This is a genomic window from Silanimonas sp. (genome assembly GCF_044377035.1).
Taxonomy (GTDB): domain Bacteria; phylum Pseudomonadota; class Gammaproteobacteria; order Xanthomonadales; family Xanthomonadaceae; genus Silanimonas.
The window spans coordinates 34921-60489 of record NZ_JBILJW010000013.1 but is presented as its reverse complement, the minus strand read 5'-3'; the positions used below and the strand labels follow the sequence as shown (position 1 = coordinate 60489).

The 25569-nt window shown below is 68.4% G+C and carries 19 protein-coding genes; 15 read left to right on the top strand and 4 right to left on the bottom strand.

Annotation, left to right across the window (positions count from 1 at the left end; translation table 11 throughout):
• Window positions 1–18: 18 nt before the first annotated feature.
• The 6 genes from ACIQ6S_RS08945 to ACIQ6S_RS08920 all read left to right on the top strand — a co-directional run bounded on the left by ACIQ6S_RS08945 (window position 19) and on the right by ACIQ6S_RS08920 (window position 7561).
• A complete protein-coding gene (locus ACIQ6S_RS08945) occupies window positions 19–2184 on the top strand; it encodes a RelA/SpoT family protein (protein WP_397608053.1) in 2166 nt (721 codons plus the stop codon).
• Window positions 2185–2213: 29 nt separating this feature from the next.
• Entirely contained in the window at window positions 2214–2597 is a 384-nt protein-coding gene (locus ACIQ6S_RS08940) for a RidA family protein (RefSeq protein WP_297867474.1), read from the top strand.
• Between the two features lie 3 nt (window positions 2598–2600).
• Complete coding sequence (recG, locus tag ACIQ6S_RS08935; RefSeq protein ID WP_397608052.1) at window positions 2601–4709, top strand: ATP-dependent DNA helicase RecG; 2109 nt, start codon at window positions 2601–2603, stop codon at window positions 4707–4709.
• Between the two features lie 61 nt (window positions 4710–4770).
• The gene (locus tag ACIQ6S_RS08930) at window positions 4771–5703 is read left to right on the top strand and encodes a nucleoside hydrolase (RefSeq protein ID WP_397608051.1); all 933 of its coding nucleotides are present in this window, start codon (window positions 4771–4773) and stop codon (window positions 5701–5703) included.
• Between the two features lie 100 nt (window positions 5704–5803).
• Window positions 5804–6049 carry a type B 50S ribosomal protein L31 gene (locus ACIQ6S_RS08925; protein ID WP_297867477.1) on the top strand — a complete coding sequence of 82 codons (246 nt, stop codon included), beginning with the start codon at window positions 5804–5806 and terminating at the stop codon, window positions 6047–6049.
• A 222-nt stretch (window positions 6050–6271) separates the two neighbouring features.
• Window positions 6272–7561 carry a citrate synthase gene (locus ACIQ6S_RS08920; RefSeq protein WP_297867478.1) on the top strand — a complete coding sequence of 430 codons (1290 nt, stop codon included), beginning with the start codon at window positions 6272–6274 and terminating at the stop codon, window positions 7559–7561.
• Window positions 7562–7654: 93 nt separating this feature from the next.
• Here ACIQ6S_RS08920 and ACIQ6S_RS08915 read toward each other — a convergent pair whose 3' ends face one another.
• Complete coding sequence (locus ACIQ6S_RS08915) at window positions 7655–10132, bottom strand: penicillin-binding protein 1A (RefSeq protein ID WP_397608050.1); 2478 nt, start codon at window positions 10130–10132, stop codon at window positions 7655–7657.
• A gap of 184 nt (window positions 10133–10316) precedes the next feature.
• On the opposite strand from ACIQ6S_RS08915, the gene ACIQ6S_RS08910 reads away from it, so the two are divergent.
• The 9 genes from ACIQ6S_RS08910 (at window position 10317) to tkt (ending at window position 21946) form a co-directional block, all read left to right on the top strand.
• Window positions 10317–11375: a pilus assembly protein PilM gene (locus ACIQ6S_RS08910; protein ID WP_397608049.1), complete on the top strand. Its 1059-nt coding sequence runs from the start codon at window positions 10317–10319 to the stop codon at window positions 11373–11375.
• Window positions 11375–12064 (top strand): PilN domain-containing protein, encoded by a 690-nt coding sequence (locus ACIQ6S_RS08905; protein ID WP_397608048.1) that lies wholly within the window; start codon window positions 11375–11377, stop codon window positions 12062–12064. Before ACIQ6S_RS08910 ends, ACIQ6S_RS08905 begins: the two co-directional genes overlap by 1 nt.
• Window positions 12065–12074: 10 nt before the next feature.
• Window positions 12075–12791, top strand: coding sequence for a type 4a pilus biogenesis protein PilO (locus tag ACIQ6S_RS08900; RefSeq protein WP_397608047.1), 717 nt, complete (start codon window positions 12075–12077; stop codon window positions 12789–12791).
• Window positions 12792–12808: 17 nt separating this feature from the next.
• Entirely contained in the window at window positions 12809–13297 is a 489-nt protein-coding gene (locus ACIQ6S_RS08895) for a pilus assembly protein PilP (protein ID WP_397608093.1), read from the top strand.
• Between the two features lie 41 nt (window positions 13298–13338).
• Entirely contained in the window at window positions 13339–15576 is a 2238-nt protein-coding gene (pilQ, locus tag ACIQ6S_RS08890; protein ID WP_397608046.1) for a type IV pilus secretin PilQ, read from the top strand.
• A 106-nt stretch (window positions 15577–15682) separates the two neighbouring features.
• Complete coding sequence (locus ACIQ6S_RS08885; protein WP_397608045.1) at window positions 15683–16849, top strand: EAL domain-containing protein; 1167 nt, start codon at window positions 15683–15685, stop codon at window positions 16847–16849.
• Between the two features lie 48 nt (window positions 16850–16897).
• Window positions 16898–18463 (top strand): alanine/glycine:cation symporter family protein, encoded by a 1566-nt coding sequence (locus ACIQ6S_RS08880; RefSeq protein WP_397608044.1) that lies wholly within the window; start codon window positions 16898–16900, stop codon window positions 18461–18463.
• Between the two features lie 10 nt (window positions 18464–18473).
• Complete coding sequence (locus ACIQ6S_RS08875) at window positions 18474–19814, top strand: dicarboxylate/amino acid:cation symporter (protein ID WP_397608043.1); 1341 nt, start codon at window positions 18474–18476, stop codon at window positions 19812–19814.
• A gap of 128 nt (window positions 19815–19942) precedes the next feature.
• Window positions 19943–21946 carry a transketolase gene (gene tkt, locus ACIQ6S_RS08870; RefSeq protein WP_397608042.1) on the top strand — a complete coding sequence of 668 codons (2004 nt, stop codon included), beginning with the start codon at window positions 19943–19945 and terminating at the stop codon, window positions 21944–21946.
• Here tkt and ACIQ6S_RS08865 read toward each other — a convergent pair whose 3' ends face one another.
• The 3 genes from ACIQ6S_RS08865 to ACIQ6S_RS08855 all read right to left on the bottom strand — a co-directional run bounded on the left by ACIQ6S_RS08865 (window position 21947) and on the right by ACIQ6S_RS08855 (window position 25561).
• Window positions 21947–23857 carry an acetyl-CoA hydrolase/transferase C-terminal domain-containing protein gene (locus ACIQ6S_RS08865; protein ID WP_397608092.1) on the bottom strand — a complete coding sequence of 637 codons (1911 nt, stop codon included), beginning with the start codon at window positions 23855–23857 and terminating at the stop codon, window positions 21947–21949. It abuts the gene before it with no gap.
• A gap of 157 nt (window positions 23858–24014) precedes the next feature.
• Entirely contained in the window at window positions 24015–24623 is a 609-nt protein-coding gene (locus ACIQ6S_RS08860; protein WP_397608041.1) for an OmpW family protein, read from the bottom strand.
• An 80-nt stretch (window positions 24624–24703) separates the two neighbouring features.
• A complete protein-coding gene (locus tag ACIQ6S_RS08855) occupies window positions 24704–25561 on the bottom strand; it encodes a S1/P1 nuclease (protein WP_397608040.1) in 858 nt (285 codons plus the stop codon).
• Window positions 25562–25569 lie beyond the last annotated feature (8 nt).

Here is a 25569-nt window from a genome sequence, read left to right as displayed (position 1 = left end):
GGCCCTTACATTCAGGGCATGAGTGCCAGCGCTGCGCCCGCACAAGCCGCCCCGACCGCGCCGGACCCCTGTCCGGAGCAGGTCGACGCGCTGGCCGCGAAACTGGCTGACTACCTCCCGCCCGAGCAGATCGCCCGCGTCCGCGCCGCCTATGTCATGGGCGCCCACGCCCACGATGGCCAGGTGCGAAAAAGCGGCGAGGCCTACATCACGCATCCTGTCGCCGTCGCCGGCATCCTCGCCGAGCTGCGCGTCGACTGGGAGACGCTCTGTGCCGCCATCCTCCACGACACGCTCGAAGACACGCCGTTGCCGCGCACCGAGATCGTGCAGGCATTCGGCGAGCCGGTGGCCGCGCTCGTCGACGCGGTGACGAAGCTCGACAAGATCCGCTTCGCCAGCCGGCAGGAAGCGGCCGCCGAGAGCTTCCGAAAGATGATGCTGGCGATGGCGACGGACCTCCGCGTCATCCTCATCAAGTTGTCCGACCGCCTGCACAACATGCGGACGCTCGATTCGATGGCCGACGAATCGCGCCGCCGCATCGCCCGCGAGACCCTCGAGATCTATGCCCCGATCGCGCAGCGCCTCGGCATGAACAAGTTCAAGGCCGAGCTGCAGGATCTGGGCTTCAAGGCCCTGCACCCGCGCCGCTATTCCGTCATCGCGCGGCGCCTCGCGAGCCAGCCGGTGATGCGTCGCGAAGCCATGACGACGATCGAAGCGAAGATCGCGCAGCGGCTCTCGCTGGAGGGTCTGCCGTTCCGCATCGTCGGCCGCGTGAAGTCGCCCTGGAGCATCTATTCGAAGATGCGCAGCGAGCACAAGACGCTCGAGCAGGTGCTGGATGTCTTCGGCTTCCGCGTCGTCGTGCAGCGGGTGATGCAGTGCTACCACGCGCTCGGTGCCGTGCACGCGCTCTACAAGCCCCTGGAAGCTCGCTTCCGCGATTTCATTGCCATCCCCAAGGCCAACGGCTACCAGAGCCTGCACACCGTGCTGTTCAGCACGCATGGCTCGCCGATCGAGGTCCAGATCCGCACCGAGGAGATGGACATGATCGCCGAGCGAGGCATCGCGGCGCACTGGGCCTACAAGGCGAACACGCAGGCCACCGGCGCCAGCAGTGCGCAAGCGCGGGCGCAGGACTGGATCCGCGGCCTGATGACCAGCGAGCAGTCGGTGACGTCCTCGTCGCTGGAGTTCGTCGAGAACGTCAAGGTCGACCTGTTCCCGGCCGAGGTCTACCTGTTCACGCCGAAGGGCGACATCCTCGCCCTGCCGCGCAACGCCACCGCCCTCGACTTCGCCTACGCGGTGCACACCAGCATCGGCGACCGGGCGGTGACCGCCCGCGTCGACAAGAAGATGGTGCCGCTGCACACGCGCTTGCAGAGCGGCCAGAACGTCGAGATCGTGACCGCCCCGTCCGCAGCGCCGCGTCCGCAGTGGCTGGAGTTCGTCGTCACCTCGAAGGCGCGCACCGCGATCCGCTCCAACCTCAAGAAGCTCCAGCACGAGGACGCGGTGAGCCTCGGCCATCGCATGCTCGACCGCGCGCTGGAGGGGCTCGAGAGCTCCCTCGAGCGGGTGTCGGGCAAGCGCATCGAGAAGTACCTGGCGGAGCACCGCTACCCGCGCCTCGAGGCCCTGCTGGCCGATATCGCGCTCGGCAACCGCATGCCGGCGCAGGTCGCCCAAGCGCTCGTCGCGGCCAAGGGCGGCGCCACGACGCCGGCCAGCCCGGAACGTCTGCTGATCAACGGCAGCGAACGCGGCGTGTTGACCTTCGCCACCTGCTGCCATCCGCTGCCGGGCGATCCGATCATGGGTTACCTCTCGGCCGGCAAGGGGATTGTTGTTCATCGTCGCGACTGTCCGAACGTCGAGGCCTTCGCGCGCACGCCGGAGCGCTGCCTCGTCATGGACTGGGACCGCGACGTCAAGGGCGATTTCCTCGTCGCCGTGCGGGTCGAGGTGGACAACCGCCCCGGCGCCCTCGCGCAGGTGGCCGCGGCCATCGCCGAAAGCGATTCCAACATCGATTCGGTCGAGTACCGGGAGCGCGACGTCAACCTGTCGATCATGGAGTTCGGCATCGAGGTGCGCGACGTCGACCACCTCGCCGAAGTGATGCGCCGCGTGCGCCGCCTGCAGGTCGTGCACGTGGTGCGTCGGCTGTAAGCTACGGGCCTCCTTCGACGAGGCCCGCCATGTCCCGCACGCCGATCACCAGCCCGAACGCCCCCGCCGCCATCGGCCCGTATTCGCAGGCCGTGCGCTCCGGCAACACGGTGTACCTCTCGGGCCAGATTCCGCTCGATCCGAAGACGATGGATCTGGTCGGCGGCGATATCGCCGTGCAGACGCGCCGCGTGTTCGACAATCTGCGTGCGGTCTGCCAGGCCGCCGGCGGCGACCTCGACAAGCTGGTGCGCATCGGTATCTATCTCACCGACCTCTCGCACTTCGCCACCGTCAATGCGGTGATGGCCGAGTACTTCCAGGCACCGTATCCGGCGCGCTCGACCATCCAGGTCGCGGGCCTGCCGAAGGGCGCCGAAGTGGAAGTCGACGGCATCCTGATCCTCGACTGACCGATGCCGCGCACGGCCGCGCCGGCGCCCGCGCTGGCAGGAGGCGACGCGCCGGTGACGCGGCTGCCCGGCGTCGGCCCGGCCGTGGCCGCGAAGCTGGCCGAGCGCGGCATCCAGACCTTGCAGGACCTCTGGTTCCTGCTGCCGCTTCGCTACGAAGACCGCACGCGGCTCACGCCCATCCGCGATCTGCGCCCCGGCCCCGCGCTGCAGGCGGAAGGCCGCGTGCGCCACGTCGAGCGTCTGTTCCGCGGCCGTCCGATGCTGAAGGTGACGCTGGGCGACGACGAGGGTTCGCTGCTGGGCCTGCGCTTCTTCCACTTCCGCAGCCAGCAAGTGCAGGCCTTCCAGCCCGGGCGCCGCGTGCGCGTGTTCGGCGAGGTGCGGCCCGGCCAGAACGGCTGGGAAATCATCCACCCCAGCTATCGCGTGCTCGGCGACGACGAGGGCGCGGCGCTCAGCGATCGCCTCGACCCGGTCTATCCGCTGGTCGAAGGCCTCGGCCCGGGTTCGATGGCGAAGCTGGTGCGGCTGGCGCTGGACCAGTTGCCCGATGCGGCGGCGCTGGAACTGGTGCCGGTGGCGGCGTGGGCCGGGCTCGCCTTGCCCGGCCTCCGCGAGGCCTTGCTCACCGTGCACCGGCCGCCGGTCGATGCGGATGTGGGCGCCTTGATGTCGGGCACGCATCCGGCGCAGCAGCGGCTGGCGTTCGAAGAGCTGCTCGCGCATGGCCTCAGCCTGCGTCGCCAGCGCATCGCCTTGCGCGAGCATGGGGCGTTCCCGCTGCCGGCCGCGCGCGCGCCGGTCGACGCCCTTCGCGCCACACTGCCGTTTGCATTGACGGGCGCTCAGCAGCGCGTGCTGACCGAGGTCGAACGCGACCTCGCCGAGGGCGCGCCCATGCTGCGGCTCGTGCAGGGCGATGTCGGTAGCGGCAAGACCGTCGTCGCCGCGCTGGCCGCCATGCAGGCCGTCGCGGCGGGCCGGCAGGTCGCGCTGATGGCCCCGACCGAACTGCTCGCCGAACAGCATCTGCAGAACTTCCATCGATGGTTCGAACCGCACGGCGTGCGCGTTTGCTGGCTGGCCGGGAAGGTCACCGGCAAGGCGCGGCGCGAGACGCTGGTCGCGATCGCGGATGGCACGGCCCAGGTCGTGGTGGGCACGCATGCACTGATGCAGGGCGGCGTCGCCTTCGCCAAGCTCGGCCTTGTCATCGTCGACGAGCAGCATCGTTTCGGCGTGCACCAGCGCCTCGCCCTGCGCGACAAAGGCCTCGAGGGCGAACGCGTGCCTCACCAGCTGGTCATGACGGCCACGCCGATCCCGCGCACGCTGGCGATGACGGCCTATGCCGACCTCGATCTCTCGGTGATCGATGAGTTGCCTCCGGGCCGCACGCCGGTCACCACGGTGGCCGTCGCCGCTGAGCGGCGCCCCGAGCTGGTCGAGCGTGTTCGCAAGGCTTGTGCGGAAGGCCGGCAGGCCTACTGGGTCTGTCCACTGATCGAAGACAGCGAGGAGATCGAGGCGCAGGCCGCGCAGACGACCTTCGAGCAGCTCTCCGAAGCGCTGCCGGAGCTTCGCGTGGCCCTGCTTCATGGGCGCATGAAGCCCGTCGAGAAACAGGACACGATGCGTCGCTTCAAGGCCGGGGAGCTGCAATTGCTCGTGGCCACCACGGTGATCGAGGTCGGCGTCGACGTGCCGAATGCCAGCCTGATGGTGATCGAGAACGCCGAGCGTCTCGGCCTGGCCCAGCTGCACCAGCTTCGTGGCCGGGTGGGGCGGGGCAGCGCCGCGTCGAGCTGCGTGCTGCTGTACCAGTCGCCGCTGGGCGGGATCGCGCGCGAACGTCTCGACGTGATGCGTCGGAGCAACGACGGTTTCGTCATCGCCGAGAAAGACCTGGAGCTGAGAGGCCCCGGCGAATTGCTCGGCACGCGCCAGACCGGCCTCGCCGCGTTCCGCATCGCCGATCTCGCCCGCGATGCCCGCCTGCTGCCGCAGGTGGCCGCGCTCGCCGATGCGCTGCTGGCCGAGTCGCCGGCCATCGCCGAGGCCGTCATCGCCCGCTGGGTGGGCAGCGCCGCGCGCTACGCCTCGGCCTGATGCGCCTTGCCGCCGGTCGCGGCACACTGCCGGCCCGTTGTCCGCCCCGAGCGCTTTGCCGATGTCCGTCACCGACCGCATTCCGCTGCTGATCGACACCGACCCGGGCGTGGACGATGCCTGGGCGCTGTTGATGGCTTTCGCCAGCCCCGCCCACGAGGTGCTCGGCTTGACGATCACCGCCGGCAACGTGGGCCTCGAACACACCGTTCGCAACGCGCTGAAGCTGTGCGAAGTGGCCGGCGTCGAGGTGCCGGTGTATCCGGGCTGCGCGGTGCCGCTGGTGTTCCCCGCCGAGGACGCCGCCTACGTGCACGGCCGCGACGGCTTCGGCGACACCAGTTACCTCGCTCCGACGCGCGCGGCCGAAACCGAGCACGCCGCGCTGGCGATGATCCGCTTAAGCCACTCGCACCCGGGCCTGCTGCTCGTCTGCCTCGGGCCGCTGACCAATCTTGCGCTGGGACTGCGCCTCGACCCGACCTTGCCTTCGCGCATCGGCCGTCTCGTGGTGATGGGTGGCGCCGTGACGGGGCAGGGCAACACGTCGGTGAGCGCCGAGTTCAACATCGCTTTCGATCCGGAAGCGGCGCACGTCGTCTTCGAGGCCTTCCCGGCCTTCGATCTGGTCGATTGGGAGGCGGTGCTGCGCCATGGCCTGCCGCACGTCGACGTCGAGCAGTGGCTGGATGCCCCGGCGCCGAAGGCCGCCTTCTACAAGGCCATCTCCCAGCGCACGCGGGAATGGTCGGAAGGACGGCGCGGCACGCACTGGCATTCGGCCGACGGGCTCGCCATGGCCGCTGCCCTCGAACCCGAGGCCGCGACCGGCTGGCATCGCCACGCCATCGAAGTCGAGACCGGCGGGCGCCTGGCGCGCGGCGCGACCATCGTCGATTGGGCCGGCCGCTCCGGGCGTCCGGCGAAGGCGCGCATCCTCGCCGGCCTGCAGCCCGAGCGGTTCCGCCATTGGCTGCGCCTCGCTCTGGCCTGATCCCTCCGCCTGAACGGGTCTGGGCCTAGGGCTTGCTCCGGGCTGGTGGGCGCCGCTACAATCCCCCTCTTTCCTCGTTTCGACGCTTCTGGGACCCGCTATGAAAGATGGCATTCACCCGAACTACCAGCCGGTCGTGTTCCAGGACGTGACCTCGAACTTCTCGTTCCTCACCCGCTCGACGCTCGCCTCCAAGGAGACGGTCAAGTGGGAAGACGGCGAGACCTACCCGCTGATCAAGATCGAAATCTCCTCGGCTTCGCATCCGTTCTACACGGGCAAGAGCAAGCAGATCCTCGATACGGCAGGCCGCGTCGACCGCTTCCGCAAGCGTTACGGCAAGTAAGCCGCCGTCCGCGCCCTGCGCGCGGTCGCGTCACCCCGAAGGCCGGCTCTGCCGGCCTTCGTCGTTTCCGGGCTACGACTTTGGTCGCAGGCCTTCGCGTGCCCCGCACACCGTCTCCGGGCCCTATGCGATACTTGTGAAGACCGGGACGCGCCGCGTCCAACCCGTCTTCATGCGGCGCGCCGCCGTCCCGGCACGCGCCCTGTCCCAAGGAGTGCGAACGTGACCGAACCCACCAGCGTGACCCTGACCGCCGGCGACAAGACCGTGTCCCTGCCGGTGCACCGCGGCAGCCTCGGCGCCCCCTGCGTCGACATCGGCAAGCTGGCCAAGGACACCGGCCACTTCACCTACGACCCCGGCTTCATGGCCACGGCCAGCTGCCGCAGTTCGGTGACCTACATCGATGGCGACGAGGGCGTGCTGCTTTATCGCGGCTACCCGATCGAGCAGCTCGCCAAGCATTCGAGCTTCCTCGAAGTTGCCTACCTGCTGATGCACGGCAACTTGCCGACCCGCCAGCAGTTCGATGGCTTCGAGCACGAAGTCACGCACCACACGATGATGCACGAGGCGATGAAGACCTTCCTCGGGGGCTTCCGCCACGACGCGCACCCGATGGCCATGCTCTGCGCCATGGTCGGTTCGCTCTCGGCCTTCTACCACGACACGCTCGACCTCGAAGACCCGGAGCAGCGTCGTCTTGCCGCCGTGCGCCTGATCGCCAAGGTGCCGACGATCGCCGCCGCCTGCTACCGCCAGTCGATCGGCTGGCCGATCCGCTACCCGCGCAACAACCTCGAATACACCACGCGCTTCCTGCACATGATGTTCGAGGTGCCGAGCGAGCCGCTGCAGCTCAAGCCGGTGGCCGCCAAGGCGCTCGACCTGCTGTTCATCCTGCACGCCGACCACGAGCAGAACGCCTCGACCTCGACCGTCCGTCTGGTCGGTTCGACCGGTGCCAATCCCTACGCCTGCGTCGCCGCCGGCATCGCCGCCCTGTGGGGTCCGGCGCACGGTGGTGCGAACGAGGCCGTCCTCAAGATGCTCGAGGAAATCGGCCGTCCGGAAGACGTCGCCAAGGCCGTCGAGAAGGCGAAGGACAAGAACTCGGGCTTCCGCCTGATGGGCTTCGGCCATCGCGTTTACAAGAACTTTGACCCGCGCGCCACGATCATCCGCGAAATGTGCCACAAGGTGCTCGCCGAGCTCGGTGTCGACGACCCGATGCTCGAGGTCGCGATGCGCCTCGAAGAGGCCGCGCTGAAGGACGAGTACTTCGTGCAGCGCAAGCTCTACCCGAACGTCGATTTCTACTCGGGCCTGATCTACAAGGCCTTGGGCATCCCGACCGAGATGTTCACGGTGATGTTCGCCTTGGCTCGCACCTCGGGCTGGGTGAGCCACTGGCTGGAGCAGCAGGTCGATCCGGAAGCGAAGATCGGTCGTCCGCGCCAGATCTACACCGGCGCCACGCCGCGCGACTACGTCGCCTTCGACAAGCGCTGAATCCCGTCGCGCGGCCCCGCGCCGCGCACTGGCGGAAACGACGAAGCCCCGCGATCGCGGGGCTTCGTCGTTCCAGCCTTCGGCGCACCTTGCTCAGAACACGTCGAACGCTTCCTCCTGCACCTCGCCGGTTTCGACGCCGAAGCCGCTGGCCATCATCCGGTCGTAGTCTTCGGTCTTGACGTAGTCGGTGCGCCCGCCGGGCGTGCCATCCGGCAGCAGGCCGCCGGTCGCGGGATTGATCGTCACCGTCAGCAGGCCGGCCGGCGGCGCCGGGTCGGACAGCGGGACGTCCTTGAGCGCCGCGCCCATGTAGCCGATCCAGATCGGCAGCGCGGCGCGGCCGCCGTACTCGCCGCGGCCCAGTGGGGTGAAATCGTCCTTGCCCACCCACACGGTCGTCGCCAGATCACCACCGAGGCCGGAGAACCAGGCGTCGCGGTGGTCGTTGGTGGAGCCGGTCTTGCCGCCGATGTCCGCGCGGCCGAGCACCTTCGCGGCGGTGCCGGTGCCCCGGTTCACCACGTCAAGCAGCAGCGAGCGCACCAGGAAGGCCGTGCGCGGGTCGATGGCCCGTGCGGCCGTGGCCTGCTCCGGCGGACCGGGCACGTCGTGGCGGGCATCGGCACCGGGCGTCGCGGCCGTGGCGTCCGCGGCGGGCGTCGCCGGCGCAGCGGGCGCGGCCACGGCGCCGAAGTTGAAGCCGTCGACCACGGCGGGCTGCGCGGCGGTGCCGCCCGCCGGCCCGGCACAGGTCGGGCAGGCGCGTGCCGGGTGGTGCTCCATCACGACCACGCCGTTGCGGTCCTCGACACGGGCGATGAACCAGGGGTCGATGCGGTAGCCGCCGTTGCCGAACGTCGCGTAGCCGCGCGCCACCGACAGAACCGTCAGCGACGACGTGCCCAATGACATCGACAGGTTCGGCGGCAGGCTTTCCGGCGCGAAGCCGAACTGCGTGATGTAGCGCTGGGCGAACTGCACGCCGATGGCGTCGAGCAGCCGCACCGACACGAGGTTGCGCGATTGCACCATGGCTTCGCGCAGGCGCATCGGGCCGGCGAAGTCCTCCTTGTCGTTCTGCGGGCGCCACACGTTGCCGGCGCGGTCGCGGAACACCACGGGCGCGTCCATCACGATCGTCGCCGGCGTGTACCCCCGCTCGAACGCCGCCGAGTAAACGAAGGGCTTGAAGCTCGATCCGGGCTGGCGCTGGGCCTGCGTGGCGCGGTTGAACTTGTTCTGCGAGAAGCTGAAGCCACCCACCAGGGCGCGCAGCGCACCGGTCTCGGCTTCCAGCGACACCAGGGCCGCCTGCGCCTGCGGCAGTTGCACCAGCTGCGGCTGGCCGTCCTTGTCGAGGCGGAAGCGCACGACATCGCCGGGCTTCAGCACCTGGGCCGGCGTGCGGCCGGTCCAGCGCAGGCCGGTGGCCGGGAGCTCCAGTGCGGCTTCATCGGCGGTGCGCAGCACCGCGCGGGCGGCGTCGACCTCCTGCACCACCGCGCGCTGCAGGTCAGGGATCGTCGGGAAGCGCGCCAGGGCGCCGCGCAGTCCTGCCGCGTCGAGGGTGGCGAAGTCCTCGATGCGGCCTTCGGCACCCCGCCAGCCATGGCGCTGGTCGTACTCGATCAGGCCGTTGCGCACCGAGGCGACAGCGGCGTTCTGGTCGGCCGACTTCAGGGTGGTCACCACCTTGTAGCCACCCGTCAGCGCATCGGCGCCGAAGCGCTCCTCCATGGCCTGCCGGACCATCTCGGCCACGTAGGGCGCGTCGACCTCCACCGGCGGCTCATGCGGCTTGGCGTTGTTGGGCTCCGCCAGCGCGGCCTCGTACTCGGCGCGGTCGATGATCCCCAGCTCGAGCATCCGCGGCAGCACGTAGTAGTTCCGGCGCTCCATCGCCCGGGCCGGGTTGCTGATCGGGTTGGCGCTGGACGGGAACTTCGGAATGCCGGCGAGGGTGGCGGCCTCGGCGATGGTCAGTTCGTCCAGGGATTTGCCGTAGTAGTACTCGGCCGCGGCGGCCACGCCGTAGGCACGGTTGCCGAAGAAAATCTTGTTCAGGTAGAGCTCGAGGATCTCGTCCTTGCTCAGCTCCTGCTCCATCTTGATGGCCAGCAGCATCTCCCTGAACTTGCGGACGTAGCTGTACTCGTTGCTCAGGTAGAAGTCGCGCGCCACCTGCTGGGTGATCGTGCTGCCGCCCGGTACGCGCGTCCGGTCGGTCGAGAGGATCAGCCAGACGGCGCGGAAAATGCCATTGAAATCAAGGCCTTGGTGTTCATAAAAGCGGGCGTCCTCGGCAGCGAGGAAGGCGCGCTTGACCCGCTCCGGGATGGTGTCGATGGGCGCCGGGTAGCGACGCGTCTCGCCATACAGTGCGATGAGCTTGCCGTCGGCGGAATGGATCGACAGCGGCAGCTGCAGCTCGATCTGGCGCAGCTCACGTACGTCCGGAAGCTGCGGCCAGGCGGTCCAGATGACCGCGCCGACGGCGAGGAGGCCGAGGAGGCCGAAGGCCAGACCGGCCAGCAGGAGGCGTCGCAACCAGCGCAACCAAGGGCGCATCAGGGGGTGTCTCAAGGCGGGGAGGGCGGAGTATACCGGGGGGGCGGGACCACGCTGGGGCGGGGTCCGGCCGGCCCCGGGCAGGGTGGGGCGTTAAGGAGGCGTTGCGGTTGACACAGTTTTCTGCTTTTAATGTTCCGGCGCATTAATCTCACGTAAGCGCCCGTGGGAAGGGGAGAAACCGATGGGTTTGTTCAGTCCATCCAGGGTTCCGCTGGTCGGGATCGACATCAGTTCGACAGCCGTGAAGCTGCTCCAGCTCAGTCAGGTCGGCAACCGTTACCGGGTCGACCACTACGGCGTGGAGGCGCTGCCGCCCAATGCCGTTGTCGAAAAGAACATCGTCGAAGTCGAGGCGGTGGGTGAAGCCATCAAGCGCGCGCTCAACCGTTCCGGCAGCAAGGTCAAGCACGCTTCCGTCGCCGTGTCGGGCGCCGCGGTGATCACCAAGGTGATCAGCATGTCGGCGGACCTCGACGACGATGCGATGGAAGACCAGGTGCAGCTCGAGGCGGCCAACTACATTCCCTTCCCGATCGACGAAGTCAGCCTCGATTTCGAAGTTCTGGGTCCGGTGCCATCCAGCCCGGAGAACGTGCACGTCATCCTCGCCGCCTCGCGCACCGAGAACGTCGAGCTGCGCCAGCAGGCGCTGGAGCTCGGTGGCCTGACGGCGAAAGTCGTCGACGTCGAGGTCTTCGCGCTGGAGAACGCCTTCAAGCTCGTCGCCGACCAGCTCGGCGTCGGCAAGGACGCGATCGTCGCGCTCGTCGACATCGGCTCGACGATGACCACGCTGAACGTCATCCGCAACGGCCGCAGCATCTACGCCCGCGAGCAGGTCTTCGGCGGCAAGCAGCTCACCGACGAGATCATGCGCCGCTACGGCATGAGCTACGAAGAAGCCGGTGCCGCCAAGCGCCAGGGCGGCTTGCCGGAGAGCTACGAGCCGGAAGTGCTCGAGCCCTTCAAGGAAGCGATGGTCCAGCAGGTCAGCCGCCTGCTGCAGTTCTTCTATGCCGGCTCCGAGTTCAACCGCGTCGACCAGGTCGTGCTGGCCGGCGGCTGCGCCTCGATCGCCGGCGTCGACCGCATGGTGGAGGAGCACCTCGGCATCCCGACGGTCGTCGCCAACCCGCTGGCCAACATGGGCCTCGGCCCGCGCGTGCAGGCGCACGCGCTGCAGCAGGACGCGCCCTCCTTGATGATCGCCTGCGGCCTGGCCCTGAGGAGCTTCGACTGATGGCACGCATCAATCTTTTGCCGTGGCGCGCCGAGCGCCGCAAGCAGCGCCAGAAGGACTTTGCGACGATGCTCGGCGGCGCGCTGATCGCCGGCGTCGCGCTGGTGTTCGCCGGGTCCTCCTACTACGACGGGCAGATCGAAGGGCAAACGGCGCGCAACGACCTGCTCAAGCAGCGCATTGCGGAAGCCGTGGCGCAGAACGTAGAGATCGAGACCGTCGAGGCGCGCAAGGCCAGCCTGCTGCAGCGCAAGGACGTCATCGAGGAGTTGCAGGCCGATCGCTCGCAGAACGTCCGGCTCTTCGAAGAGCTGGTCCGCACCATCCCCGACGGCGTGCGCCTGGTCACCATCAAGCAGGTGGGCCAGGAGCTGACCTTGGCCGGCCGTTCGCAATCCGAGTCGCGCGTGAGTGCCTACATGCGCAACCTCGAGGCCAGTGGCCTGATCAACAACCCCCGGCTGAGCATCATCAAGGCCGGCGATGCCACGCAGGCGGCGAGCGCCGCTCGGCCGACGACTCCGACGGATCGCTCCCTGCCCTTCGGTTTCGAGATGACCGTGACCCTCCGCTCGACAAGCGAAGAGGCTGAAGCGGAAGAGGGTGCAACGCCGAGTGGCAGCGTGCCGTCCAACGCGCCCGCGGCCGCTCCCGGCAGCGCGCCCACGGCCGCGCCCGAGGCCTCCTGAGGACCCGACCATGGCCAAAAGCAAGTTCAAACTCAGCGACATCAACAACCTCGACTTCAATAACTCAGGGGCTTGGCCGCAAGAAGCGAAGGTCGGTGCCGGCGTCCTTGCCGCGCTGCTCGTCGCCTTCCTCGGCTGGTACCTCGTGATCCGTGACAAGCAGACCACCTTGGAAGGTCTGGAGGCTGAAGAAGTGACGCTGCGCGGGGATTACGAGAAAGAGGCGGCGAAAGCGGCCAATCTCGAGCCCCTCAAGGCGCAGCTCGAGCAGATGGAGCAGATGCTCAAGCAGATGCTGCGCCAGTTGCCCTCGAGGACGGAGATGCCCGACCTGATCGTCGATATCTCGCAGACGGCGCGCGCCACCGGCATCAACAACGAGCTGTTCCAGCCCGGCGCTGAGGTCTTGAAGGATTTCTATGCCGAACAGCCCATCACGCTCGAGATGAACGGCACGTACCATCAGTTCGGCCAGTTCGTCAGCGGTGTCGCGTCGCTTCCCCGCGTGGTCATCATGACCTTCCACGACATCTCCCTCGCGCCGAAGGAGCCCGCTGCCGGGGAGCCCGCTTTGCCGCCAGGTACGCTTGGTCTCAAGGGCACCATCAAGACCTACCGCTACCTCGACGAATCCGAGATCGCCGCGAAAGCCGCATCCGCGGCGGCGACCCCGCAGGGGGGCTCCGTGCCGCAGGGTGGTGCCGTGCCGCAGGGAGGTCAGCAATGAACAAGATGCTCGTCCGCATGAGCCTCGTTACCTTCGTGGCCTTCGCGTTGGCCGGCTGCGGCCGCAGTACGGCCGATCTCGAGGCCTGGGTGGCCGAAGTGAAGGCCCGCCCGGCGCCGCCGCTTGACCCGCTGCCGCCGCTTCGCACGTTCCCGCCGGTGGAGTACACCGCGGATACGCTTCGCGATCCGTTCTCCGCGCCGGTCGGCAATCGGGATGCTGCGGGTCCGCGGCCGGACCCGAACCGTCGCAAGGAGGCTCTGGAAGCCTTCCCGCTCGACGCGCTGCAGATGGTCGGCACGATCGGCACCGGTGCGGACACGATCGCGCTGGTCCTCGCGCCCGACAAGGTCACGTACCGCGTGCGGGTGAACAACTACCTGGGGCAGAGCGATGGCCGCGTGGCCTCGGTTGCTCCCGAGCGCATCGAGATCGTCGAGCTGGTGTCCGACGGTGCCGGTGGATGGCTCGAACGACAGGCCAGTCTGGCCTTGGATGACAAGTGATGGGGACGCGCATGACTACCTCGACGACTGAAGGCGCACAGATGAGCACGAAGAAAATCGCGGCCCGTGCCGCTCTGGCGGCCTGCCTGCTTTGGACGGCGGCGTTCCCGGCCCTAGCGGCCAACACCTTGAAGGATGTCCGCTATGCGGCCGGCAGCGGCGGCAAGGTGGACATCACGTTCGAATTCGAGCAGCCGGTCGGCGCGGTGAACGCGTTCACCACCGACGTGCCGCCACGCATCGCCATTGACTTCCCGGAGACCGGCAACGGTTTCGACGCGCGTCGACTCGCCGTCGGGTCCGGCGCCGCTTCCGCCGTCTCGATCGTCGAGGCCGGTGGCCGCACGCGCGCTGTCGTCGACCTGTTCCGCAACGCGGGCTACACGACCCGCAGCAATGGCAACCTGCTGGTCCTGTCCCTCGAACCGGGTAACGCTGCCTCGTCAGCCACGGTGGTGGCGGCCTCGCCGGATCCGGCCAAGCGCCTCGATTCTGGCATCCGCGTCTCGGCGGTCGATTTCCGCCGCGGCGAGGACGGCTCGGGCCGCGTGATCCTCCGCTTCAACCAGGAAGGCGCTCAGGCCAGCTTGCGTCGCGACGGCGATCGTCTCTACGTCGATGTCGAGAACGCCCAGCTGCCGGTCGACCAGGCGCGTCGTCTCGACGTCACCGACTTCGCCACGCCCGTCACCCGCCTCGACCCCGCGTCGAAGGACGGTGGCACCCAGATCGTGATCGCGACGGAAGGCCTGTTCGAGACCAGCGCTTACCAGACCGGCAACGAATACGTGCTGGAAGTGATGCCGAAGGGCGCGGCCACCGCGGCGGTGGGCCAGGCCGGCGCGGCAGCAGAGCCACAGCGCTACGCCGGCAAGCCGGTGACCTTCAATTTCCAGGACGTGCCGGTGCGCACCATCCTGCAGCTGGTCGCCGAAGAATCGGGCCTCAACATCGTGGCGGCCGACACCGTGCAGGGGAACCTGACGCTGCGCCTGATCAACGTGCCGTGGGACCAGGCCCTCGACGTGGTGCTGCGCGCCAAGTCGCTGGACAAGCGTCGCGACGGCAACGTGGTGTGGGTGGCGCCGCAGGCCGAGATCGCAGCGTTCGAGCAGGCGCGCGAGGCTGCCCGAATGTCGTTGGAAAGCAAGGCGGAGCTGGTAAACGAGATTATTGTCATCAACTATGCCAATGCCGAGGAAATCGCCACGCTCTTGACTGAGGGTAGTAAGACCGCACAGGGAGGCGGTCAGTCCAGTCAAGGAGGACAGGGTGGTGGTGAGGCCGATCGCGGCTTCCTGTCGCCGCGCGGCAGCGTCAGCTTCGACACCCGTTCGAACACCTTGCTGGTGGCGGACACCGCCAAGAAGGTGCAGGGCATCAAGGATCTGGTGGCCGTTCTGGATCGGCCGGTCGACCAGGTGCTGATCGAGGCCCGAATCGTCATTGCGCAGGAGAGCTTCGCCCGCGAAATCGGTGCGCGCTTTGGCGTCAGCGGAACGGAGGGCGACGTCATCGCTTCCGGGAATACCGCGAGCAATCGCAATTACCTCAACCAGGTTGCGGAGAACAATGCGGCATTGGCGCTGTATCAGGCTGAGCTCGCGGATTTCAACAACGGACTCACCAGTGAGCGCCCCACGCGGCCCGAGCTGACCGTTCCTGCCTTTACGCAGATCCTAAACACGCGTTTCGCGAACAACACCGCTTCTACGATGGCCTTTACCATTCTGGGCAACAGCCTGGATCTCGATATCGAGTTGCAGGCCATTCAAGAGGAGGGGCGAGGTGAAGTTGTCGCCAATCCGCGCGTCATCACCGCCAACCAGCGCGAAGCCATCATCAAGCAGGGCGATGAGATTGGCTACGTTACCGTCCAAGGCGCCGGTGGGCAGCAAACCGCGACGGTGCAGTTCAAGGAGGCGCTGCTGGAGCTCAAGGTCACGCCGACCATTACGCAGGACAATCGCGTGTTCCTCGCACTTGGCGTGAAGAAGGACGAAGTGGCGGGCTTCATCGAGGTGCCGGGCGGTGGCAGCGTCCCGCAGATCACCAAGCGAGAGGTCAACACGGCGGTCCTGATCAACAACGGCCAGACGGTCGTGGTGGGTGGCATCTACGAGTTCGAGAGGCGCGAGGATCTGTCGAAGGTGCCCTTCCTCGGTGACATCCCGGGCCTCGGCAACCTCTTCCGCAACAACGATCGGAGGAGCGAGAAGGCGGAGCTGCTGATCTTCGTCACCCCGCGCATCCTGCAGGTGGCGGGCTCGACCCGCTGATCGAGCGGTCCAGCCCCCCGCACGGGGCGGGAAGGAAAACGGGGCTTCGGCCCCGTTTTTCGTTGTAGGGTGCGGTCGTGGCGCCAAGCGATGACGGAGGCAAGGGATGAGCGCGGAAATCCGACTGCAGCCCGGAGAGGTGCTCTTCCGCGAGGGGGATCCGCCCACCACGGCCTTCATCCTCGACGAGGGCCAGGTGGAGATCCGTGCGACGCAGCGCGGCCACGAGGTGGTGCTGGCCTTGCTGGGGCCGGGGGCGATCATCGGGGAGATGGCGGTGATCGATGCCGCTCCGCGCACGGCGACGGCCGTCGCCTTGTCGGCCTGTCGCCTGATCGCGCTGGACCGCGCCCAGATCGCCGAGCGCATCGAGGGCGCCGATCCGGTGATCCGTGCCCTGCTGCAGGGCACCTTGCAACGTTACCGCAGTGCTTTGGCCGCCTTGCAGGGCGGAACAGCGAAGGCGTCTTCCGTGGAAGTGCCGGACGAGGCAGCGGGCGTCGGCAAGATGCGCCTCGAGTCGCAATTGCGCGCGGCACTGAACGTCGGCGGCCTAGATGTCCGATACCAGCCCCTGCTGCACGTGGCCGAGGGACGGATCGCCGGTTTCGAAGCCTTGGTGCGCTGGACGAATCCGGAGCGCGGCCCGATCTCCCCCGCCGAGTTCGTCGCGCTTGCCGAGGAGACCTCGCTGATCGTCCCGGTCGGCGAATACGTGTTCGACACCGCCTGCGCCGCCGCGCGTGAGTTCATCGATGCGGCCGGACGCCCGCTGTTCGTCGCCGTGAACGTGAGCGCGCGGCAGTTGCGCGAGTCGGGCTTGCTGGAGCGCGTCATCGCGCGCGTCGATGCAGCCGGCCTGCCGCGGGGCAGCATCAAGATCGAGATCACCGAGAGCCAGGCGATGAATCCGGTGCTGATGCAGGGGTTCATCGCGCTCTGCCATGGCCACGGGGTGAAGGTGGCGCTGGACGACTTCGGCACCGGCTACTCGCACCTCACCCAGATGCACCTGCTGCCCTTCGACACCCTCAAGATCGACCAGGGCTTCGTCCAGAACATGCTGACCGACGCGCGGTCGATGGCGATCGTCGAGACCATCGTGGCGATGGCCAAATCCTTGGACGCTTCGATCGTGGTCGAAGGCATCGAGAGCGAGGCCCAGTTGGCCGTGCTCAAGCGCTTGGGCTGTGACTACGCGCAGGGTTGGCTCGTGGGCAAGCCGCAGACCCGTGACGAATTGCTCACACGTGCTGAGGATTTGTTCACATAGCCGGCTGTTAGCCTCGGCCTTTCGTGTTGGAAGCGGACCGAGGACGGGATGACGACGATGGACGCGGCCTTCGGGCCGGTGGTGGGGCAGGATGCGACGGCGCTGGGCGGGATCGCCGCCGCAGGCCTCGATGAAACGATCAATCGCGCGGTGGAACCGATCGCGAACGCGGTGGGGGGTGCGATCTTCTCGCGGGCCTGCGTTGGCGACGGCCTCTCCTACTCGATGAGCGGGGCTTGCGGTGCCGGCGAAACGGCCATCCCGCTGATCGTCGCCTGGCTGCTGCTGGGCGGCGTGGTGTGCACCCTGTACTTCCGGTTCATCAACTTCCGCGGCTTCATGCAGGGCTTCCGCCTGATGCGTGGCCACTACGCGGAGCCCGGGAGCCCCGGCGAGGTCTCGCACTTCCAGGCGCTGACGTCGGCGGTCTCGGGCACGGTCGGCCTCGGCAACATCGCCGGCGTTGCGTTGGCGATCACGATCGGCGGTCCGGGTGCCGCCTTCTGGATGATCGTGGCCGGCCTGCTCGGCATGAGCACGAAGTTCGCCGAGTGCACCCTCGGCGTGAAGTACCGCCAGCAGAACCCGGACGGCACGGTCTCCGGCGGTCCGATGTACTACCTGTCGCGGGGAATCGCCGAGCGCTACCGGTCGCTGGGGGGCTTCGGCAAGGCGCTGGCCGCGCTGTTCGCGGTCTGCGCGATGCTCGGCGGTATCGGCGCGGGCTCCATGTTCCAGGCCAACCAGGCCTTCGCACAGTTCCACAAAGTCACCGGCGGCGCGGACGGCCCGCTGGAAGGCATGGGCTGGGCCTTCGGCATCGGCATCGCCTCGCTAGCGGGCCTCGTCGTGCTGGGCGGCATCACCCGCATCGGCCGGGTTACCGAGAAGCTGATCCCCGCCATGATCCTCGTGTACCTCGTCGGCTGCGGCGCGGTGCTTGTCGTCCACATCGATGCGCTGCCGGGTGCGATCGGGTTGATCGTTTCCTCCGCCTTCAGCGGTGAAGCCGCGGCGGGCGGCGTGATTGGTGCCTTGCTCGCCGGTTTCCAGCGTGCGGCGTTCTCGAACGAGGCCGGTTTGGGTTCCGCGCCCATCGCCCATTCCGCGGTGAAGACCAAGCACCCCGCCACCGAGGGCCTCGTCGCGCTGTGGGAGCCCTTCATCGACACGGTGATCGTCTGCACCGCGACGGCGCTGATGGTCGTGGTGACCGGTGCGTGGAAGATCGAGGGCATGGAAGGCGTGGCCATCACCTCGACCGCCTTCGCGACGGTGTTCGACTGGTTCCCCTACGTGCTCACCGTGGCGGTGTTCCTGTTCGCGTTCTCGACGATGCTGACCTGGGCCTACTACGGCGCCAAGGCCGCGACTTACCTCACCGGTGAGCGTCGCTGGGTGACGAACAGCTACATCCTCCTGTACCTCGCCGCGGCCGTCGTCGCCTGCACGATGGACCTCGCGCAGCTGATCAATCTTTCCGATGGCCTGATCTTCCTGATGGCCATTCCGAACCTGATCGGCGTGTACCTCCTGCTGCCGGTGGTGCGCGAGGAAGTGGATGGCTACTTCGCGAAGCTGAAGTCGGGCGAGATCCGCCCGACGTCGGGCTGAGGCGATCACGATGGGTGTCGGTAGCGCAACGGAGGGGCCGGGCTTGGCCCTGCACACGAAGATGCTGCTCGGCTTCGCAGCGGGCGCGGTCGCTGGAGGGCTGGCGTTCTCGTTCGGGCAGGTCGTCGATGCCGAGGGCGTGCAGCAGACCTTGCCCTGGCTCGCCGCGACGCTGAAGTGGGTGACGCAGCCGGTCGGCTCGATCTTCCTCAACCTGCTGTTCATGCTGGTGCTGCCGCTGGTGTTCTCGGCGCTGGTGCTGGGCGTCGTCGAGATCGGTGATCCGAAGTCGCTCGGGCGCATCGGGCTGAAGACGCTGGCATTCATCCTGCTCGTGACCGGCATTGCCGTGACGATCGGTCTCGTCGCCGTGAACGTGTTCCAGCCGGGCGTGGGCATTGATCCGGCGGTCGGGCAGAAACTGATCGCCGAGTCTTCGACGCAGGCGGCGGGCATCGTCGAACGTGGCGAGGCGGCCTCGGCGATGCAGGTGCTGCTGTCGATCGTGCCGCGCAATCCGCTGCAGGCGGGCGTCGAGGGCAATCTGATCGGCGTGATGTTCTTCGCGCTGCTGTTCGGCATCGGCGCCGCCACGGTGAAGACCGAGGGCGTGCGCACCTTCGTGGGCACGCTGCAGGGCGTCTACGACATCACGCTGAAGCTGATCAACGCGGTGATCCGGCTGGCGCCGTATGCGGTGGCCGCGCTGATATTCAACCTCATCGCGTTGAAGGGTTTCGCGGCCCTGCTGCCGCTGGCCAAGTTCGTGGCGGTGGCCGTCGGCGCGCTCGCCGTTCACATGTTCGTGGTGTTCCCGCTGCTGCTGTGGTTCATCGGCCGGATGAATCCGATCGAGTTCTTCAAGAAGGCGGAGCCGGTGATCCTGACGGCGTTCTCCACCTCGTCGAGTTCGGCCACGCTGCCAACGACACTGCGCGTGGCGGAGGAGGTGCTGGGCACGCCCAAGCGCATCGGCCGCTTTGTCTGCACGCTGGGGGCCACCGCCAACATGAACGGCACGGCGCTGTTCGAGGGCGTGGTGGTGCTGTTCCTCGCGCAGTTCTTCGGCATCGAGCTGGGCTTGGGCCAGCAGGTGTTGGTGCTGCTGATGTGCATCCTTGGCGGCATCGGCGCGGCCGGCGTGCCGGGCGGCTCGCTGCCTGTGATCGCGTCGATCCTCGTGATGTTTGGCATCCCGCCGGAGGGCATCGCCCTGATCCTCGGCGTGGACCGCTTCATCGACATGTGCCGCACGGCGGTGAACGTGACCGGCGACCTCGTGGGCACGGTCGTGGTCTCACGCGGCGAATCGGAGGACCCTGCGGAGGACGTGGCCGCCAAGGCGGCCTGAGGCCGCTACCAGCCCCGTCCCGAGCCTTCAAGGGCGACGTGCGCGCCCTCGGGGTGGGACAATAGGGGGCCGCGCCTCGCCACCCGGGGTCGTCGGCCTCCCTTTCCGCCTCCTGCCCAGGCCTGCCGATGACCCGTCCCGCCCGCCGCGACCTCGCGAACGCTGTCCGTTTCCTTGCCATCGACGCGGTCGAGGCCGCCAAGTCGGGCCACCCCGGCATGCCCATGGGCATGGCCGATATCGCGGAAGTGCTGTGGAACGACCATCACACGCACAATCCGGCGAATCCGAAGTGGCCGGACCGCGACCGCTTCGTCCTGTCGAACGGCCATGGCTCGATGCTGCACTACGCGCTGCTGCACCTCGCCGGCTACGACCTGCCGCTCGATGAGCTGAAGCGCTTCCGCCAGCTGCATTCGAAGACCGCTGGCCATCCGGAGCGCCACATCACCCCGGGCATCGAGACCACCACGGGCCCGCTGGGGCAGGGCATCGCCAACGCCGTGGGCATGGCGCTGGCCGAGCGCCTGCTGGCGCAGCGCTTCAACCGCGGCGATCACGCCGTCGTCGACCACTTCACCTGGTGCTTCCTCGGCGACGGCTGCCTGATGGAAGGCATCTCGCACGAGGTTTGTTCGCTGGCCGGCACCTGGGGCCTGGGCAAGCTGATCGCCTTCTGGGACGACAACGGCATCTCCATCGACGGCGAGGTGCAGGGCTGGTTCACCGACGACACCGCCAAGCGCTTCGAAGCCTATGGCTGGCAGGTGATCAAGAACGTCGATGGCCATGATCCGGAGGAGATCCAGCAGGCCATCGCCACGGCCAAGGCTGAAACCGACCGCCCGACCCTGATCTGCTGCCGCACACACATCGGCTTCGGCTCGCCGAACAAGCAGGGCAAGGAAAGCAGCCACGGCGCGCCGCTGGGCAAGGACGAGGTCGCCCTGACCCGCGAGGCCCTGAAGTGGCCGCACGCGTCGTTCGAGATCCCCGCCGAGATCCGCAGCGCCTGGGACGCCCGCGAGCGCGGCGCCAAGGCTGAGGCGGCGTGGAACGCCCGCTTCGCCGCGTACAAGTCTGCGCATCCGGAACTGGCCGCCGAGTTCGAGCGCCGCATGGCCGGCGAACTGCCCGCCGATTTCGCGCAGGCCGCCAAGGACTACATCGCCAAGCTGCAGGCCGAGGGCCCGGTCGTGGCCTCGCGCAAGGCTTCGCAGATGGCCATCGAGGCTTTCGCCCCGCGCCTGCCGGAGCTCGTGGGTGGCTCGGCCGACCTCGCGCATTCCAACCTCACCACGTGGAAGGGCCAGAAGGCCGTCACCACCACGGACGCCGACGCCCGTTACGTCCACTACGGCGTGCGCGAGTTCGGCATGACCGCGATCGGTTCGGGCCTCGCGCTGCACGGCGGCTTCATTCCGTTCGACGCCACCTTCCTCGTGTTCTCCGACTACGCCCGCAACGCGGTGCGCATGAGCGCCCTGCTGCCGGTGCGCTCGATCCACGTCTACACGCACGATTCGATCGGTCTCGGCGAAGACGGCCCGACGCACCAGCCGATCGAGCACCTCGCCTCGCTCCGGCTGATCCCGAACCACGACGTCTGGCGTCCGGGTGACGCGGTGGAGTCGGCGATGTCGTGGGCCTGCGCGCTGCAGCGTGTGGACGGTCCGTCGAGCCTCGTGTTCTCGCGCCAGAACCTCGCCCACCAGCAGCGCACGGCCGAGCAGGTGGCCGACATCGCGCGCGGCGGCTATGTGCTCAGCGATCCGGCGTCCGCCAAATTCGATGTGATTCTCGTCGGCACCGGTTCGGAGCTGGAGCTGGCCCGCCTCGCCGCGGTGAAGCTGGCCGAGGAGGGCATCGCCGCGCGCGTGGTCTCGATGCCTTGCTTCGAAGCCTTCAAGCGCCAGCCGCTGGAGTACCGCGAGGGCGTGCTGCCGGCGTGGTGCCGCAAGCGCGTGGTCGTCGAAGCCGGCAGCACCGAGCACTGGCGCGCGATCGCCGGCCTCGATGGCGCCGTGATCGGTATCGACCGCTTCGGCGAGTCGGCCCCGGGCGACGTGCTGATGAAGCACTTCGGCTTCACCGTCGAGCACGTGGTGGCGGCGGCGAAAGCCTTGCGCTAATCAGTCCGGGCGCGTCGCCCTCAGGGCGGCGCGCAGCAGTTTCCGCTCCAGCGCTTCGCGCCACGCCTCGCGGCCGTCGTAGCCCATGCGGGCGACGGCGGCGTCTTCGCGGGGCTCTGCCCGGGACTCGTCAAGCCAAACTGCGCCCCACAGTGCGCGGGCCTTTCCGCGTCGCGTCGCGGTGTCGCGCTTCAGCCGGCCTAGGGCGCGGACGAGATCCTGCTCCACCGGCGTGAAGTCGCTGCCGATCGGGTACTCGGGCAGCAGGCCTTCGCGGCGAAACGGTGCCAGCGCGGCATCGATCGCCTCGGGGGTGTTGCGGGCCCACGTGCTCGGATCGGCGCGATCGAGCTTGCCGGCGGCGACGGCTTTCGCCGCGAGCGACGGCATGAAGCGGGCATCGCCGATGGCGAGCATCGCGCGGATGCAATCGGCGTCGCCCAGGTCGCGGAGGTCGGCGATGCCGTATTCGCTGATGACGACGTCGCGCAGGTGGCGCGGAATGGTGGTGTGCCCGTAATGCCAGAGCAGGGAGCTGGAGACGTCGGCGCCGCTTTCGCGCACGGCGCGGAACAGCAGGATCGAGCGCGCGTCCGGAAGCGCGTGGCCCATCGCCACGAAGTTGTACTGCCCGCCCACGCCGGAGACCACGCGGCCGTCGGCGAGACCATCCGACACGGCGGCGCCAAGTACCGTCTGCATCATCGTGGTGTTGATGAAGCGGGCGTGTCGGCGCTGGGCGGCCCGCAGCGGGGCGTCGTCGGTACCGAGCTGGTTGATCTCGCTGATGCGCGTCATGCGCAGGCGGAACGCGCTGTCGGCGCTGCCGATGCGTTGCAGCCAGCGGTAGAGCTCGCGGCTGCCGAGGAAGAAACCGCCGTGCAGCACCTCGCCCTCGGCCTCGCGCAGCGCGATGTCCGCTGCCGTCGCGGTGCCGGCATCGAGCCGCCCTTGCGCAGCGGCATCCGGCACGACGGCGCGCTTCAGCACGCCGGCCTCGGCCAGCACGCGGAAGCCGTCCATCACCATTTCGCTGCAGCCGAACAGGCCGTGCTCGAAGGGATCGAGACCGCCGGTCGCGCGCACCAGGAGCGAAGTCGCTGCGCCAGGCCACAGCGCGTCGAGTATCCGCCGGTAGTCGGCGTTGCGCGTGTGCCGCAGCACCAGCGCATGCGTCAGCGCATCCGACAGCGCGCCGATGCCGATCTGCAGCGTGCCGCCGTCCTTCACCAGGGTGCTGGCGTAGAGGCCGATGGCGAACTCCGCGAGCGACACTGGCTGGCGCGGTACGGCGAATAGCGGTGGCAGGGGGGCCGGTTCTAGGACGATGTCGAAGAAGCCGGCATCGACCGAAGCGCCGCGTTCGATGTAGGGCAGGTCCGGATGCACCTCGGCCACCATCAGCGGGCGTGCCAAGCCGCGCGCCGCCAGCGCATCGATCAGGTCGAAGGTGAGGTCGGGATTGCAGGACAGCGAGAGCCGGCCGTCCGGGCCGCGCGCCACGGCCTGCACGATGACGTTGCAATCGCGCGCCGCGATGCCGCGCGCCGCGTGCGTGTAGTTGAGGCTGGCGTAGTGCTGCTGGGCCTGCTTCGAGCCCAGCAATGCGCCGGAGGGCAGGTAGAACTCCTGCACCTCGATGTTGGGCGGCAGGGCGTCGCGCTGCTGCGCGAGGAACCATGTCGGGTCCTCGAAATCGCCGCCGAAGTGGCGCTCGACGAAGGGCGCGAGGAAGCGCCGCTCCAGCCCGGCTTTCGCTCGTGGCCGAGACAGCGACAGGGCGCTGAGGATCGTGAGGCGTCGGCTGGCGTCGGCGGCGATGCGGGAACACAGCGCGTTGAGAACGCGGTGCGGCTTGCCCAGCCCTAAGGGCGCGCCGACCACCAGATGGTGGTCGGCATGCTTGAGCATGCGCTCGATGGCGCCATCGAGCGCCGCATCAGGGGTAGGCGCTCCCGCGGGAGAAGCGCGGGAGGCCCGGTGCAACAAAGGGTCGCTCATGGCTCGCGGTGGCGTCGTCCCGGGAAGGACACAGCGTATCCCGTGCCGGCGTGCCGCGAGCCGTCGATCAGAACGAGGTGCCGAGCATCAGGCTGACGACCAGCGGGTCGACGTTCGCCGTGCCGATGCTGGCGCCGTTGAGGCGCGCGTCGGAATCGATGTCGATCCAGCGCACGTCGGCGGTGGCGTGCCAGTTGTCGCTGAAGTTCCACAGCAGGCCGGCCTGGGCGGCGAGGCCCCAGCTGTTGTCGAGGTCGACGCGCGTACCAGCGACCGGGCCGCGCTCCTGCTCGTCGAATACCAGCGTGTAGTTCAGGCCAGCGCCGAAGAACGGACGCACCGTCGATTCCGGCTGGCCGAAGTAGTACTGCAGGCTCAGCGTCGGCGGCAGGTGCTTGAAGTCCACCGAGCGCGCGCCGTTGAGGGTTGCCGTGTGGCCAAACGGTGCCGCGGCCAGCAGCTCAACCGCCCAGTTGTCGTTCAAGTAGCGGCCGACGGTGAAGCCCAGCGTCGTCTCGCTATCGATATCGAGCGCGAGCGTGCCGGCGAGCGTGCCGTTGCCCGAGGTCGGGCTCACGTTGGTGGCGCCGGCGCGGACGAACCAGTCGTCGGCGGCATGGGCGGAGCCTGCGGCGAGGGCGAGGGCGGCGATCAGTGGAAGGCGGAAGCGGTTCATCTCAGGACTCCTTGGGTCAAGGCCGTTGTTGCGGTCGCGACCATCCTCCGATGCCTTCGGCGCCCCCTCGTTGATGTCGATCAACGGCGCGTTTGATCCATATCAATTGGCGCCACAAGCGCGCTTTCCAGCAGTGCCGCGAGCCTCGCGCCCGCTTGCCGCAGACGCGTTTCCGCCAGCGGTCGATGCTGGTCGAGGTAGCCGCGGCCCACAGCGCGGCGGGCCGGATAGAGGCCGTCGTCGTGGATGGCCTGGCAGCTCTCCAGCGCCCAGTGTTCCTCGGGGCGAGCCAGCGCCAAGGTGGCATCGGCGGGAAGCCTCGGGCCACCGCGTAGCTGCCGCGCGTATGCGTCGGGCTCGAGGCCGGCGTGCTTCACCATCGCGCTGTCCCAGAGGCTGTGGAGGTTCCAACCTTGGCGGTCGAAACGCAGCTGCGTCTGGTTGCCGCCGCGGTCGAAGCCGAAGCCGGCGTGGAAAGGCTGGTGCACGTCGCCGACGAAATGCACGAGGAACTTCAGCGCGTCGCGGCGCTGGGCGTCGCTGCGGGAGCGGTCGGCGAGGATCGCGCGCTGGGCGGCGATGGCGCCAACCACGCAGTCACCGCCGGGGCAGTCGCGCGCGGCGTCGTAGGTGCAGGGGTCGGTGCGCGGCAGGTTCACCCAATGCCAGCGACCGGTGTGGCGCCACGCCGGGTCGTCGCGCAGCGTGTCGGCCCACGTGGAAACCCCGGCGAGGGTCGGCTCCGGCTCCCCGGCGAGCAGGCGCTTTACCTCGGCCCGTGCGGTCGGGCTGAGTTCCGATTCGGCGAGCATCCCGACGACGCGGTGCCCGTCGAAGCCCCAGGCCGCGGCCGTGCGGGGCAGCAGCGACAGCAGGGCCAGGCCCGCCGCCAGCAGGGCGGTGGATCGGCGGGCGAAGGGGTGTGCAGGGGCGGGCATGGGGCGGC

Coding starts and splice junctions, on each gene's coding strand:
- ACIQ6S_RS08945 (WP_397608053.1), top strand. CDS start 19: ATGAGTGCCAGCGCTGCGCCCGCACAAGCCGCCCCGACCGCGCCGGAC.
- ACIQ6S_RS08940 (WP_297867474.1), top strand. CDS start 2,214: ATGTCCCGCACGCCGATCACCAGCCCGAACGCCCCCGCCGCCATCGGC.
- recG (WP_397608052.1), top strand. CDS start 2,601: ATGCCGCGCACGGCCGCGCCGGCGCCCGCGCTGGCAGGAGGCGACGCG.
- ACIQ6S_RS08930 (WP_397608051.1), top strand. CDS start 4,771: ATGTCCGTCACCGACCGCATTCCGCTGCTGATCGACACCGACCCGGGC.
- ACIQ6S_RS08925 (WP_297867477.1), top strand. CDS start 5,804: ATGAAAGATGGCATTCACCCGAACTACCAGCCGGTCGTGTTCCAGGAC.
- ACIQ6S_RS08915 (WP_397608050.1), bottom strand. CDS start 10,132: ATGCGCCCTTGGTTGCGCTGGTTGCGACGCCTCCTGCTGGCCGGTCTG.
- ACIQ6S_RS08910 (WP_397608049.1), top strand. CDS start 10,317: ATGGGTTTGTTCAGTCCATCCAGGGTTCCGCTGGTCGGGATCGACATC.
- ACIQ6S_RS08905 (WP_397608048.1), top strand. CDS start 11,375: ATGGCACGCATCAATCTTTTGCCGTGGCGCGCCGAGCGCCGCAAGCAG.
- ACIQ6S_RS08900 (WP_397608047.1), top strand. CDS start 12,075: ATGGCCAAAAGCAAGTTCAAACTCAGCGACATCAACAACCTCGACTTC.
- ACIQ6S_RS08895 (WP_397608093.1), top strand. CDS start 12,809: ATGAGCCTCGTTACCTTCGTGGCCTTCGCGTTGGCCGGCTGCGGCCGC.
- pilQ (WP_397608046.1), top strand. CDS start 13,339: ATGAGCACGAAGAAAATCGCGGCCCGTGCCGCTCTGGCGGCCTGCCTG.
- ACIQ6S_RS08885 (WP_397608045.1), top strand. CDS start 15,683: ATGAGCGCGGAAATCCGACTGCAGCCCGGAGAGGTGCTCTTCCGCGAG.
- ACIQ6S_RS08880 (WP_397608044.1), top strand. CDS start 16,898: ATGACGACGATGGACGCGGCCTTCGGGCCGGTGGTGGGGCAGGATGCG.
- ACIQ6S_RS08875 (WP_397608043.1), top strand. CDS start 18,474: ATGGGTGTCGGTAGCGCAACGGAGGGGCCGGGCTTGGCCCTGCACACG.
- tkt (WP_397608042.1), top strand. CDS start 19,943: ATGACCCGTCCCGCCCGCCGCGACCTCGCGAACGCTGTCCGTTTCCTT.
- ACIQ6S_RS08865 (WP_397608092.1), bottom strand. CDS start 23,857: ATGCTCAAGCATGCCGACCACCATCTGGTGGTCGGCGCGCCCTTAGGG.
- ACIQ6S_RS08860 (WP_397608041.1), bottom strand. CDS start 24,623: ATGAACCGCTTCCGCCTTCCACTGATCGCCGCCCTCGCCCTCGCCGCA.
- ACIQ6S_RS08855 (WP_397608040.1), bottom strand. CDS start 25,561: ATGCCCGCCCCTGCACACCCCTTCGCCCGCCGATCCACCGCCCTGCTG.